At 60.3% G+C, this 13,441-nt stretch carries 10 protein-coding genes; 3 read left to right on the forward strand and 7 right to left on the reverse strand.

The features are described from left to right. Nucleotides 1-78: 78 nt before the first annotated feature. The 6 genes from DARO_RS09080 to DARO_RS09105 form a co-directional block, all read right to left on the reverse strand. Entirely contained in the window at nt 79-531 is a 453-nt protein-coding gene (locus tag DARO_RS09080) for a universal stress protein (RefSeq protein ID WP_011287512.1), read from the reverse strand. Nucleotides 532-545: 14 nt separating this feature from the next. Further along, nucleotides 546-2,282: an L-lactate permease gene (locus tag DARO_RS09085; RefSeq protein ID WP_011287513.1), complete on the reverse strand. Its 1,737-nt coding sequence runs from the start codon at nt 2,280-2,282 to the stop codon at nt 546-548. Between the two features lie 135 nt (nt 2,283-2,417). Then, nucleotides 2,418-5,189, reverse strand: a complete 2,772-nt coding sequence (locus DARO_RS09090) for an FAD-binding and (Fe-S)-binding domain-containing protein (protein WP_011287514.1) — start codon at nt 5,187-5,189, stop codon at nt 2,418-2,420. Beyond that, nucleotides 5,186-6,628: a LutB/LldF family L-lactate oxidation iron-sulfur protein gene (locus DARO_RS09095; RefSeq protein ID WP_011287515.1), complete on the reverse strand. Its 1,443-nt coding sequence runs from the start codon at nt 6,626-6,628 to the stop codon at nt 5,186-5,188. The genes DARO_RS09090 and DARO_RS09095 overlap by 4 nt, the downstream gene beginning before the upstream one ends. Next, nucleotides 6,625-7,293, reverse strand: a complete 669-nt coding sequence (locus DARO_RS09100) for a lactate utilization protein (protein ID WP_011287516.1) — start codon at nt 7,291-7,293, stop codon at nt 6,625-6,627. The genes DARO_RS09095 and DARO_RS09100 overlap by 4 nt, the downstream gene beginning before the upstream one ends. Further along, nucleotides 7,290-8,072 (reverse strand): (Fe-S)-binding protein, encoded by a 783-nt coding sequence (locus tag DARO_RS09105; RefSeq protein ID WP_011287517.1) that lies wholly within the window; start codon nt 8,070-8,072, stop codon nt 7,290-7,292. Before DARO_RS09105 ends, DARO_RS09100 begins: the two co-directional genes overlap by 4 nt. 175 nt (nt 8,073-8,247) lie before the next feature. On the opposite strand from DARO_RS09105, the gene DARO_RS09110 reads away from it, so the two are divergent. Together DARO_RS09110 and ppsA are read left to right on the forward strand one after the other, a co-directional pair. Then, nucleotides 8,248-9,015: an FCD domain-containing protein gene (locus tag DARO_RS09110; RefSeq protein WP_011287518.1), complete on the forward strand. Its 768-nt coding sequence runs from the start codon at nt 8,248-8,250 to the stop codon at nt 9,013-9,015. 37 nt (nt 9,016-9,052) lie between these two features. Further along, nucleotides 9,053-11,428, forward strand: a complete 2,376-nt coding sequence (ppsA, locus tag DARO_RS09115; RefSeq protein ID WP_011287519.1) for a phosphoenolpyruvate synthase — start codon at nt 9,053-9,055, stop codon at nt 11,426-11,428. Between the two features lie 252 nt (nt 11,429-11,680). Here ppsA and DARO_RS09120 read toward each other — a convergent pair whose 3' ends face one another. After that, nucleotides 11,681-12,127 carry a cache domain-containing protein gene (locus tag DARO_RS09120; protein ID WP_011287520.1) on the reverse strand — a complete coding sequence of 149 codons (447 nt, stop codon included), beginning with the start codon at nt 12,125-12,127 and terminating at the stop codon, nt 11,681-11,683. Nucleotides 12,128-12,448: 321 nt separating this feature from the next. Between DARO_RS09120 and DARO_RS09125 the strand changes: the two genes are divergently transcribed. Continuing rightward, on the forward strand, nt 12,449-13,408 hold the full coding sequence (locus tag DARO_RS09125; protein WP_011287521.1) for an SGNH/GDSL hydrolase family protein: 960 nt from the start codon (nt 12,449-12,451) through the stop codon (nt 13,406-13,408). Nucleotides 13,409-13,441: the final 33 nt, after the last annotated feature.

The following is a 13,441-nucleotide window of genomic DNA, read 5'->3' on the forward strand; positions in this document are numbered from 1 at the left end:
CTAACGTAGCAAAGTTTGGCTGTTCCGCCATTTGGGGTATTCCCGGAGCGCCCGGGGTGGCGCGCTCCGGGGTGTTGCTTAGTGCGACCGAACCATCAGCAGCGAGGTGTGGGCAATACGGACCAGATTTTCGGCAACCGAACCGACGAGCAGGCGGGCAACGCCGCGTCGGCCATGGGTGCCGACAACGATCAGGTCGGCACTGAAGTCTTCGGCGCCGCTGGCGATCTGTTCGGCCACCCGCTTGTCGGTGGCTTCGAGCAGACGGATTTCAGCCGTCACACCGGCTTCGGCCGCCTGCTTGCCGGCTGCATCGAGCAGGGCTTGCGAGGTGTCGCGAATGGCTTTTTTGGTGCGGTCGACGTCGATGTAACTCCCCAAGCCCATACCGTGCTGGGCGAGCAGGCTTTCGTCGGCGGCATGGGCGATGCACAGCGCCGCATTCGACATCCAGGCCAGATTGATGGCTTCGGCCAATGCCTTCTGCGAGGTCGGGCTGTCGTCGATGGCGACAAAGATTTTCTGATACATGTGTGCGGCTCCGATTATTTGAGGACCATGGCCGTAAAGGGCCAGACATAGGCTTGTGCCGTGATGAAGAAGCCCATCAGGGTGCACAGCGCGATGGAATGGAAGAAGACGTAACGCAGGATCTCGCCTTCATGGCCATACCAGTGGGTCGCGGTGGAGGCGACGACGATCGATTGCGCGTCGATCATCTTGCCCATCACGCCACCCGAGCTGTTGGCAGCCGCCATCAGAATCGGCGAGAGGCCAAGCTGTTCAGCGGTGGTCCGTTGCAGGCCGCCGAACAGCACGTTGGAAGCCGTGTCTGAACCGGTCAGCGCGACACCCAGCCAGCCGAGGAAGGTGCCGAAGAAGGGATAGAACACGCCGGTGAAGGCGAAGGCCAGGCCGAGGGTGGCATCGATGCCGGCAAAGCGCGTCAGGTAGCCGAGGGCCAGCATGGCAACAATGGTGGTCAGTGAATAACGCACCATCCAGACCGTCTTGCCGAACTGGCTGACCAGTTGCAGCGGGCGGTAGCCCATCATCAGGCCGGCGAACAGGGCCGCAAGCAGGATGCCGGTGCCGGTGGTGGTGAACCAGTTCAGCTTGTAGGCAGCTTCTTCCTTCTTGCTCTTGGCAACGACGGGCGGCACCTTCTCGATTTTCTCGTGGATATCCTCGAACTTGAAAACCGGGGCAAAGAAGGTGTTGCCGGCCAGTTTCGGCAGGCCCTTGGCGTCGAGCACCGGCTGGCCGTTTTCGAGGACCGGCGCGGTATCGACAGCCTTCTTGAACTCGGGCAGGCCCCAGATGAAGACGAAGACAGTCAGCACAACCCACGGCATCCAGGCGCGACGGACGGCGACCTTGTCAGCCTTTTGTGGGAGGTCGGTCGGCTCCGGATGGGCTTCGCCACCATCTTCCTCGTGGCCGATCAGCTTGGCGGAGGTCCACACCTTCTTCGGTTTCCAGACCTTCAGGAAGGCGATCAGGCTGGCCATGGACACCAGCGAGGCGATGACATCGACCAGCATCGGGCCGTGGTAGTTGGATACGACGAACTGGGCGATGGCAAAGGAACCGCCGGCCACCAGGATGGCCGGCCAGATCTGCATCATGCCCTTGCGCCCGGCAAAGGCCCAGATCAGCCAGAACGGCACGAGCAGGGAGAAGAACGGCAGCTGGCGACCAATCATCGACGACAGCATCATCTCGTCAAGGCCGGTGACCTTGGCCAGCGTGATGACCGGGGTACCCAGCGCCCCGTAGGCAACCGGGGCAGTGTTGGCGATCAGGGCCAGGCCGGAAGCGGCCAGCGGCGAGAAACCGAGACCGATCAGCACGGCACCGGTGACAGCGACCGGCGTACCGAAGCCGGCAGCACCTTCAAAGAAGGCACCGAAGCAGAAGGCGATCAGCAGCAGTTGCAGGCGACGGTCATCGGTGATGCCGGCGATGGAGTCCTGCAGCACCTTGAACGAGCCGTTTTCGGTCGTCAGGCGGTGCAGGAAGATGATGTTGAGCACGATCCAGCCGATCGGCACCAGACCGTTGATGGCACCGAACAATGCCGCATCGGTGGCCATGTTGGCCGGCATGCCAAAACCGAAAATGGCAATGCCAAGGGCTGAGATCAAGGCCAGCAGCGCCGCAACGTGTGCCTTGACGTGGAAGAAGGCCAATGCGGCCAGCATGACGACGACCGGAACGGACGCCAGTAATGCGGACAGCCCAATGCTGCCCAATGGATCGTATATCTGTTGCCAGACCATGGATGAATTCCTTTATCATCTGGTCAGACCACTTGCTGCGTTGGCGCGCAGACGGGTGGCGTGACCATTTTAGTGTCAGATTTGTCTCAGTTTTTGGCCCGGTGCAAGAACCCCTTCTGCCGGGCTGTCTTTTTCTTAACAGGTCACGTTTTCCTCCTGGCGGGAGCATTCCTCGAGGAGGTATGCGATCGATCGGTAAGTGCGCCCGGTTTCGGCGGTAAGGCCGATTTCGCAGGTGCGATTGGTCGATACACCGCAGCCACAGGTGGCTGGCAGCTCATCGTGAATCTTGCGCAGGGCGTGCTGGTTCAGTTCCGGCACCACGAAGCCGCGGTCGCCGCCGAAGCCGCAGCAGGTAACGCCAGCCGGTTCGATGATTTCCTCGACGCAGGCGGCAAGCAGCTGCTTCAATTTGGCATCCGAGCCGGTTTTCTTGACGCTGCAATTGACGTGCAGGGCGACCGGGCCCGGCTGGCGGGTGATCATCAGGCGCGGCAGCAGGGCATCGACGGCGAATTCGTGAAAGTCGTAGAGCGCTAGGCGGCCTGCCAGATGGGTGACCATGCGGGCGGTGCAGGTACTGGCATCCATGATCACCGGGTATTTGCCGTTCTGCGAGGCTTTCATCAGCGCCGCTTCCAGCGTGTTCGACATGGCTTCGGCTTCCTCGGCCATGCCTTTGCTGGCCAGCATCTGGCCGCAGCACAGGCTGTCGAAACCCTCTGGGAGAATCGGGTTGTAACCGGCCCGGCGGAGCACTTCGACGATGACGTCACCTTGCTGGGCATCGCCCGTCGTTGATGGGCCAAAGATGCGGCTGCCGCAGGTCGGGAAATAAACCACCGGGTCACCTTGCGACGAACGGGCGACGGGGCCCTTGCCGGCATGTGGCATGTGCTTCTTCCAGGCGCCGCCGGAAATGCGGCCGAGAAAGTTGTCACCGAGGATGCCGGAAACGGCGTGCCCGACGCTCAGGCCGAGGCGTGAGGCATTGGCCAGCGTGCCGAAATTCTTGCCGGTCCAGGCGTTGACGGCACGGCTGGTGTTGCCGAGCTGGCGGCCACGCAGGCGGCGGGTCAGGTCGCCGGTATCGATGCCGACCGGACAGGCTGTCGAGCACAGGCCGCAGCCGGCGCAGGTGTCGAGGCCCATGTAGGCATAGTCTTCGCCGACACTGCCGGCTGGTTCGCCCGCTGCCGCGCGGCGCGACAGCTCGCGAACGCTGGTGATGCGCTGGCGTGGGCTGAGGGTCAGGCGATGCGAAGGGCAGAGCGGCTCGCAGAAACCGCATTCGATGCAGCGGTCGACGATGTCCTCGGCGGCCGGCATCGGCTTGAGGTTCTCAAGGTGAGCATGCGGATTATCGTTGAGGATGACACCTGGGTTGAGACGGTTTTCCGGATCGAACAAGGCCTTGATGCGCCGCATCAGGTCGGTCGCCTCCTTGCCCCATTCCATTTCGACGAAGGGCGCCATGTTGCGGCCGGTGCCGTGCTCGGCCTTCAGCGAACCATCGTATTTCTTGACGACCAGATCGCAGACATCATCCATCAGGCGGGCGTAACGGTCGATCTCGGCCTGATCGCCAAAGTCCTGGGTGAAGACGAAGTGCAGGTTGCCTTCCAGCGCATGGCCGAAAATAATCGCTTCGTGATAACCGTGGTGGCGGAGCAGGGCCTGCAGGTCGAGCGTGGCGTCCGCCAGCGAAGCGACCGGAAAGGCGACGTCCTCGATCAGTACCGTGGTGCCGGTGCGACGCATGGCGCCGACCGATGGGAAGGTTCCCTTGCGCACCTTCCAGTACATCTCGCAGGTGGCAGGGTCGGTCGAAAACTGCATCGGCTCGACGGTGGCGATGCCAGCCATCGCGGCATGAACCGCAGAAATTCGCTCGTTGATCCCGGTGGCTGTCGCGGCGCGGACTTCAATCAGCAGTGCCGCAGCTTCCTCGCCCAGTTCCCGCATGATGGCCGGCAGGCCGGGCTTGTTTTCAACCGAGTGCAGGGCCGGACGATCGAGCAATTCGACAGCGGAAACCGGCTGCGGTTTCAACTGGATGACCGCTTCGCAAGCGGTACGGATGTCCGGGAAAAACACCAGTGCGCTGGCCTTGAACGGGTCTTCGACAACGGTCTGGTAGGTGATGCGCGAAATGAAGCCGAGCGTGCCTTCGGAACCGATCATCAGGTGAGCCAGGATGTCGATCGGGTCTTCGTAATCGACCAGCGCATTCAGGCTGTAGCCGGTGGTGTTCTTGATCTTGAACTTGTGGCGGATGCGCTCGGCCAGCACCGGGTTGGCGCGGGTCTGTTTGCCCAGACGGTCCAGCTCGCCGAGCAGCGCTCCGTGGCTCTTGCCGAAAGCGGCGATGCTGAGCGGATCTTCGGTGTCGAGCAGGGCGCCGTCGGCCAGCATGACGCGCAGGCCGGCCAGTGTTCGGTAGCTGTTCTGCGCCGTGCCGCAGCACATGCCGGAAGCGTTGTTGGCGGCGATGCCGCCGATTTTGGCAGCGCCGATAGAGGCGGGATCAGGGCCGATCTTTTTGCCATGCGGGGCAAGTCGGCGATTGACTTCGCCACCGACCATGCCCGGGCCGACGCGAACCTGGCTGGCATCGTCGGCCAGCTCGAAGGTGGCAAAGCCTTCGCCAATCAGGGCCAGTACGCCATCAGTAATGGCCTGCCCGGACAGGCTGGTGCCGGCGGCGCGAAAGGTGACCGGACGCTTGGCCTGGTTGGCCGCTTCGAGCACCGAGCGCGCTTGCTCTTCCGATTCAATGACAGCGATGACTTCCGGCGTCAGGCGGTAGAAGCTGGCGTCGGTGCCGTAAGCCAGGCGACGCAGCTCGTCAGTGATGACCTGGCTGGCGGGTAGTGTTTTCTTCAGAGCGTCGATAATCATGCTCATGCCTTGTCCTTCAGCAGATCGCGCAGGCGTTTCGGGGCCGGTTTCAATGGCGTGCGGACGGTCGTCCAGGCGCCTTGCTTGCTGGGCGTTAGCCAGTTGAAGCGGCTGCCCAGCCAGGAGACAAGGCGATAAAGGGCCGGGCTGGCATAAACCGTCGACCAGCCGCGCCAGATCGCCGAAATCAGAGGCTTGTAGCCGGCACCCTGACCGCGCATGGCGGGATTGGCGTGCGGTTTGGAGAAGGATTCCTCACGCAAACGCATCAGCAGTTCGGGAATCGGGATCTTGACCGGACAGACCTCGCCACAGGCACCGCACAGCGATGAAGCGGTGGCCATCGTGGCCGTCGCCTCCAGCCCGAGCATGTGCGGCGAGATGATCTTGCCGATCGGGCCGGGGTAGGTCGTGCCGTAGGCGTGGCCGCCGATGCGGGTGTAGACCGGGCAGTGGTTCATGCAGGCGCCGCAGCGAATGCATTGCAGCGTCTTGCGCAACTGTTCGTCGGCATAGGCCTGGCTGCGGCCGTTGTCGAGCAGCACGAGGTGCACTTCGCTCGGACCATCTTTCTCTCCGGCCTTGCGCGGGCTGGAAATCATGTTGAAATAGGTCGAAATGTTCTGGCCGGTCGCCGAGCGGGTGAGCAGCGAGAGCAGCGGCGGCACGTGTTCCAGTTTTTCGACGATCTTCTCGATGCCGGTGATGGCGATATGCACCGGCGGCGCCGTGGTGCACATCCGGCCATTGCCTTCGTTCTCGACCAGACACAGCGTACCGGTTTCGGCGACTGCGAAATTGACGCCGGAGAGGCCGATGTCGGCTTCCTGGAATTTCTGGCGCAGCACGTTGCGGCCGATCTGGATCAGCGCATCGACATTGTCGGTGTAATCGACCCCCGGCACGTTGTCGGCGAAGAGTTGGGCGATTTCCTGCTTGGTCTTGTGGATGGCCGGCATGATGATGTGCGACGGCTTTTCATGGGCCAGCTGGACGATGTATTCGCCCATGTCCGATTCCAGCGCGCCGATGCCGGCCGCTTCCGCCGCGTGGTTCAGTTCGATTTCCTCGCTGACCATCGACTTGCCCTTGACCATCAACTTGGCCGAGTGCTTCTGGCAGATGCCGAGGATGATGGCGTTGGCTTCGTCCGGGGTTTCGGCCCAATGGACCTGGATGCCGTTGGCAGTGAGCTTGGCTTCGAGTTGTTCGAGCAGGGTCGGCAGCTTGGCCAGGTTGTACTGGCGGATGCGTTCCCCCAGGCTGCGCAGGCTTTCCAGTTCTTCCTGATCGGGAAACTGGGCGGCGCGCTTGCTCATCAGGAAGTCCATCGCCCCCCGGAAGCTCTGGCGCAGGAAGGGATTCTCGACCACATCCTTGGCCCGGGCGCGGAAGCCGGCGGACGGCATGAAATGAAGCGTGTGTGGGGTCTGCGGGGTGGTCATTGTTCGTCTCCGATGAGCAGGACGACCAGTTCCTTCGGACCATGGGCGCCGTAGGCCAGCGTTTGCTGGATGTCGGCGGTTTTTGAAGGGCCGGAAATGAGAAGGGAATTGGTTGGCAGGCCGTCTTTCCAGCCTTCGCTCAGCATGGCTTCATGGAAGGTGTTGTAGATCGTATTGGCGTCGAGCAGGACGATATGGACCGGCGGCACCAACGACATCAGGCGTGGCTCGTCGGCGGTGGGCCACAGGATCAGCGTGCCGGTTTCGGCGATGGCCGCCCGGGCAGCCGTAAAGCTGGCTGGTGTTTCATTGAACATCGCCGGCTTCCAGTTTTCGATGGCCGTTTCGTAGCCTGGGCAAGCGATGCCGAGTGGTGGCAAGTCGCTTTGGGCCCGTGCACCGTGCGGTGTGCCGGGGGCGACCAGCAGCTTGTCGATCTGCTTGGCGCTCAGGACTTCATAAAGCTTTTGCAGCCAGCCACCGCGCGAGGCGGCATAAACCTCGGCGTGGGCGAGTTCGATGAAGTGGCGGAAACGCTTGGCCTTGTCGGCCGGGCTTTCGGTGCTGCGATGCGTGGTGTACCAGCCGGCAACATCGGGCAGCTCGCCTGCGGTCGCCGGCGAATTGGCCTTCAATTTGGCCAGGATGCGATCACGGGCGCTCATTGGGCAGTCCTCCGCAGCAGGAAAGTGGCGATGTGTTCGCCTGGCAGGCTCGGTGTCTTGCGGCCTTCCTGTTCGTCTTTCCAGGCGGCGTGGCCGAGAATGTTCATCAGGCAGCCGCAATCGGCGCTGACCACGCGCTCGGCGCCGGTCGCCTTCAAGGCCTTGACCTTGTCTTCGACCATCGCGCCGGAAATTTCCGGCTGCTTGACCGAGAAAGTGCCGCCAAAACCACAGCATTCGGATTCGTGATCCTGTTGTGCCACCTTGACCTGGGCCAGATCGCCGAGCAGCTTGCGGCCGGTCAGATGAACGCCCATCTCGCGACGGGCGGAACAGGAGGTATGCAGCACAACGGTACAGTCACCGCCTTTGTCTTCCGGCTGCCAGCCGAGCACATTGACCAGGAAATCAGTGAATTCGTAGATGCGGGCCGACAAGGCCTCGGCCTGCACCTTGCGCACCGGATCGGCAGCGAACAGTGTCGGGTAGTGGTGCTTCATCATCCCGGCGCAGGAGCCGGAGGGAACGACGACCGGCCAGTCGTTCGGGAACAGCGTCAATTGGTGGGCGGCAACCTTGCGGGCCTCGTCGGGGAAACCGCTGGTATAGGCTGGCTGGCCACAGCAGGTTTGCTCTTCCGGGAAATGGACGCGGATGCCTTCTCGTTCAAGCAGGGTAATTGCATCCATGCCCGCGCCGGGAAAGAACTGGTCGACCACGCAGGTCGCAAAAAAATAAACGTCGCGATGGCGTGGCGGCGGGGTTTGCGCTTGAGTCATCTTGTCTCCGGTGTTAATTATTTAACGGTCAATTGGTAAGACCAATAATTCATGAGATGAAAATTTACGTGAATACCGGTACTTAGTCAATAAACCAAGGGAAATCCCCAAGCTTGCACTTTGTTTAAACGCTGATTAAAATGTGCTGGTCTTACCAATCAATGTGGTCTTACCAATGCTGAACAAGGTGCAGGTTCCACGTATTTCCGATGCCGTCGCTTCGACACTGGAGCGGCGCATTCTCGAAGGCTCGCTGAAGTCGGGCGACCGTCTGCCGCCCGAGCGTGAGCTCGCTGCGGAGCTGGGTGTGTCGCGCCCCAGTTTGCGCGAGGCGATCCAGAAGCTGGCTTCGAAGGGAATGGTGACCAGTCGCCAGGGGGGCGGTACTTACGTGACCGATGCGCTCGAGTCGACTTTCTTCGACCCGTGGCAGGACATGATGGGCAGCTACCCCAATCTGCGCGAGGACATGCTGGAATTCCGCCGCATGCTTGAAGGCCAGGCCGCCGAATGGGCCGCCGAGCGCGCCACCGATGCCGACCTGCAGCGCCTCGACCAGACGTTTGCCGCGCTGGAAGCCGCCTTCCAGAATGACGATACCGCCAAGCGTTCGGATGCCGACATCGCCTTTCATCAAGCGGTCGGCGATGCCTCGCACAACGTCTTGCTTGGCCACTTGTCGGCGGCGCTGCTGCGTCTGATGCACGACAACATTCGCCTCAACCTCGGCGAACTGAAAATGGTGCCTGCCGCCAGTTCCCTGCTGCTGCGCCAGCACACGGCGATCCACACGGCGATTACCGAGCGCAAGCCGCAGGCTGCCCGTTCCGCTGCCGAGACACACATTGACTTCGTTCGCGAAACGCTGGCCCAGACCCTGCGTTCCGTCGCCCGGCGTGAAACGGCCGAGCGTCGCCTGAATACTGATTTCTCAACTTCCTGATTTTAATTTTCAAATTCGACCCCGAAAGGACACAGCAATGGAAGCCTTGGTAATCCCCTTTGAAAAACTGCGTATGAACGACGTCGAGCAGGTCGGCGGCAAGAATTCATCGCTTGGTGAAATGATTTCGCAACTGGCCGACACCGGCGTTCGCGTCCCGGGCGGCTTCGCCACCACGGCCCACGCCTACCGTGTCTTCCTGGCCCAGTCCGGCCTCGATGCCAAGATCAATGCCGTCCTCGACGCGCTCGACGTTGAAGATGTGAACGCCCTGGTCAAGGCTGGTGCCGAGATTCGCCAGTGGATCCTCGACACGCCGTTCCCGATGGACCTGACCATCGCCGTCACCGAGCAATACGAGCGCCTGGTGGCCGATTCCACCGCCGACATGTCCTTCGCCGTGCGCTCCTCGGCCACCGCCGAAGACTTGCCGGACGCTTCCTTCGCCGGTCAGCAGGAAACCTTCCTGAACATCGTCGGCCTGGAAAACATCATGCACGCGATCAAGGAAGTGTTCGCTTCCCTATACAACGACCGCGCCATCTCCTACCGCGTCCACAAGGGCTTCATCCACGCCGACGTCGCGCTGTCGGCTGGTATTCAGCGCATGGTTCGCTCCGACAAGGGCTCGGCCGGCGTGATGTTCACGCTCGATACCGAATCCGGTTACCGCGATGCCGTCTTCGTCACCTCCAGCTACGGTCTGGGCGAAACGGTAGTGCAGGGCGCCGTCAATCCGGACGAGTTCTATGTGCACAAGCCGATGTTGGCTGCCGGCAAGAAGGCCGTCGTTCGCCGCAACCTCGGTTCCAAGATGATCAAGATGACTTTCGCTGCCGAAAAGGTCGCCGGCAAGTCCACGATCACCGAAGATGTGCCGGAAGCCCAGCGTCACCAGTTCTCGATCAATGACGAAGAAGTCATGGAACTGGCCCGCTACGCGATGATCATCGAAAAGCACTACGGTCGTCCGATGGACATCGAGTGGGGCAAGGATGGCGTCGACGGCAAGCTGTACATCCTGCAGGCCCGTCCGGAAACGGTGCAGTCGCAAGCCGCTGCCGGCAAGCAGGAAAAATTCAAGCTGAAGTCCTTCTCCAAGGTGCTCGCCTCCGGCCGCGCCATCGGCCAGAAGATCGGTGTCGGCCCGGTCCGCATCGTCAAGGATCCGAAGGAAATGGACCAGGTCAAGCCGGGTGACGTACTCGTCGCCGACATGACCGACCCGAACTGGGAACCGGTGATGAAGCGTGCTTCCGCCATCGTCACCAACCGTGGCGGTCGTACCTGCCACGCCGCCATCATCGCTCGCGAACTGGGTATTCCGGCCATTGTTGGCTGCGGTGATGCGACCGAAACGCTGACCGAAGGCGACATCGTTACCGTTTCCTGTACCGAAGGCGATACCGGCCACGTCTATCGTGGCAGCCTCGATTACGAAGTGACCACCCGTGACATCTCGGCCATGCCGGACGTCCCGGTCAAGGTCATGATGAACGTCGGCAACCCGGAACTGGCCTTCGAATTCGCCCAGCTGCCGAATGCCGGCGTCGGTCTGGCCCGCGTCGAGTTCATCATCAACAACGTGATCGGCATCCATCCGAAGGCCATCCTCGATGTCGAGCGCCTGCCGGCTTCGAAGCGCGAGGAAATCAAGCGTCGCGCCCGTGGCTATGCTTCGCCGAAGGACTTCTTCGTCGAGAAGCTGGTCGAAGGCGTATCCACCATCGCCGCCGCCTTCTGGCCGAACCCGGTAATCGTTCGTCTGTCCGATTTCAAGTCCAACGAATACCGCAAGCTACTTGGCGGTGAGCTGTACGAGCCGGAAGAAGAAAACCCGATGCTCGGCTTCCGTGGCGCCTCGCGTTACGTCGCTCAGTCCTTCCGCGACTGTTTCGAGATGGAATGCCGCGCCATGAAGCGCGTTCGTGAAGAAATGGGCCTGACCAACGTGCAACTGATGGTGCCGTTTGTCCGTACCGTCGGCGAAGGCCAGGCTGTGGTTGAGCTGCTGGCCGAACACGGTCTGAAGCAGGGCGAACACGACCTGAAGCTGATCATGATGTGCGAAATCCCGTCCAACGCCCTGTTGGCCGACGACTTCCTGAAGGTCTTCGACGGCTTCTCGATCGGTTCCAACGACCTGACCCAGCTCACCCTTGGTCTCGACCGTGACTCCGGTCTGGTCGCCAACCTGTTCGACGAACGCGATCCGGCCGTCAAGATGCTGCTGGCCATGGCCATTTCTGCAGCCAACAAGGCTGGCAAGTACATCGGTATCTGCGGCCAGGGCCCATCCGATCACCCGGATCTGGCCGAATGGCTGATGGATCAGGGCATCTCGTCGATCTCCCTGAACCCGGATACCGTGGTCGATACCTGGACCCGTCTGGCGACGCACAAGAAGGCCTGATTTCGCTGCCTGATTGAAAACTTGCAAAAAAAGGCCGGGGAGACCCGGCCTTTTTTATGTGTGTGGCCACTTGATGTCGCCATTTGAAGACAGCCAAATGCATTGTTTGTAGTGGCTTCGCGTCAGGTTTTGTTAAATGACGTTGTCAAAAAACGACAGTGGCTCGTCCAAAATGAAACGAGCCACTGATTTTTCATGTTTGCGTTTGCCTGTTCCCTCCGTGCAGGAGGTGGGCGGAACGAAGGCTAAGTCTTATTTGTAGTAGCCGACAGCGCAGATCTGGTCGCCAATCCTGGTGACGTAGCTGATTTTCTGTGCCGGTTCAGAGGCGCCTGGGCGAGGCCATTTATAGGACACCTCGGCGATGGCGCCATCCTTTGCGGCTTCGTAGAGCTTGGCACCAACCGGTTCGCCGGAAGCGTTGACGAGGCCTTTCATGCTTTTGCCGTTAAGTGTCGGGTGGGCAGTGAAATTGCCGTCCGGGCCGCCACAGAAGGGGTAGAGGTCACGATCCCGGAAGCCATTTTCACCCTTGGCGATCTGGGCTAATGCTGTCGGCTTGTCGGCCTTTACTGCGGAAATGGTTTTTTCGAGCATGGCCCTGGCTTCAGCTGCATTGCCAAACTCGGCAGCGCTGACGGCAAGCTTGCTAAAGCCGGTCGCGGCGACGATCAGGCTGAGTGTGATGATTTTTTTCAATGTAGGTCCTTTATTGATCAATCACCGTGGCCGGGTGGCAACGGTGCGCTCAGTCTTACGCAAAATCGATGCCAGTTGGATTTTTGGCGTTACCCTATTTTTTCCGGTCCGTGAATTTCCCCAGCCTGTCATTGATCAATTCATTTGATTCGAACCCTATCAGACGGCTTTTCAAGGCTTGGTTCAGGTGAGATATGTAAATTCTGAACTTGATGAATGGATATCTGTTTTGAATAGGTAAGTTTAAAATGTGCCGTTTCAACAAATATGGGCACAGGTCAGTATTTCGTGCCTCTCATACAGACATCTGGGGAGTTGTATATGAAGCACCGATTCGGTCGTCTCGCAGCCACGGCGGTTGCCTCTTTGCTGGTCATGACGATTGCTGCGCCGGCGAATGCGAGCATTTATCGAACCGCTACCGGTTATTCGATCAATGACCTGTATGTATTTGGCGACAGCCTGTCGGACGTGGGGAATATCTCGGTAGCGACCGGCGGCGTACAACCGCCTGCCGCGCTTGGTTATGTCGATGGCCGCTTCACCAATGGCGGAAATTACACGGACTACCTCGCGACTTCTCTTGGGGTGAGCAATACAGCAGCCCTGTCAGGGGGCAATAACTATGCTTTTGGTGGTGCCAAGATTGATGCTGGCATGTCGCCGCCAGGGCTGCTCGCACAGTACGGCATGTATGCCGCGGGCCATAACGCTGCCGACCCCAATGCCTTGTTCATCGTTTATGGCGGAGGGAATGACATCAATGATACGAGTGTCAATCTGAGTGATTCTCTGGCTAATCTGGGGCTGATTATCGGCGCCTTGATCAAGCAGGGGGCCACCAATATTCTCATCCCGAATTCCCCTGATCTGGGGCGAATTCCCTACAACAACACCTCGCCCGATGCCGCTGCGATGACGGCTCGTACACAGGCATATAACATGGGTTTGGTCGCGCTGATTGCCCAAATGGAGTCGCTATTTTCGATCGATCTGCTGACCGTTGATGTCTTTGGATTTAGCGGTCAGATACTTGATAATCCGGCTGCTTATGGGCTGAATAATGTGGTCGATAGCTGTGTCGGCAATGCGGCATGCACAGACCCCGGCCAGTATTTCTATTGGGATGGCATTCATCCGAGTACGCAGATGCACGCGTTGCTGGCCAACGAATTTCTCTCGGTCATCGATCAGCATCTGGTTCCCGAGCCGGCTGCTTTGGCTTTGATGGCATTGGGCTTTTCGAGTCTGGCTTGGAGTCGTCGTCGTTTGAATGGCTAGGTTCATTCGTCGCCCGGGGCTCCGCCGGCCAAA

The sequence above is a fragment of the Dechloromonas aromatica RCB genome (assembly GCF_000012425.1).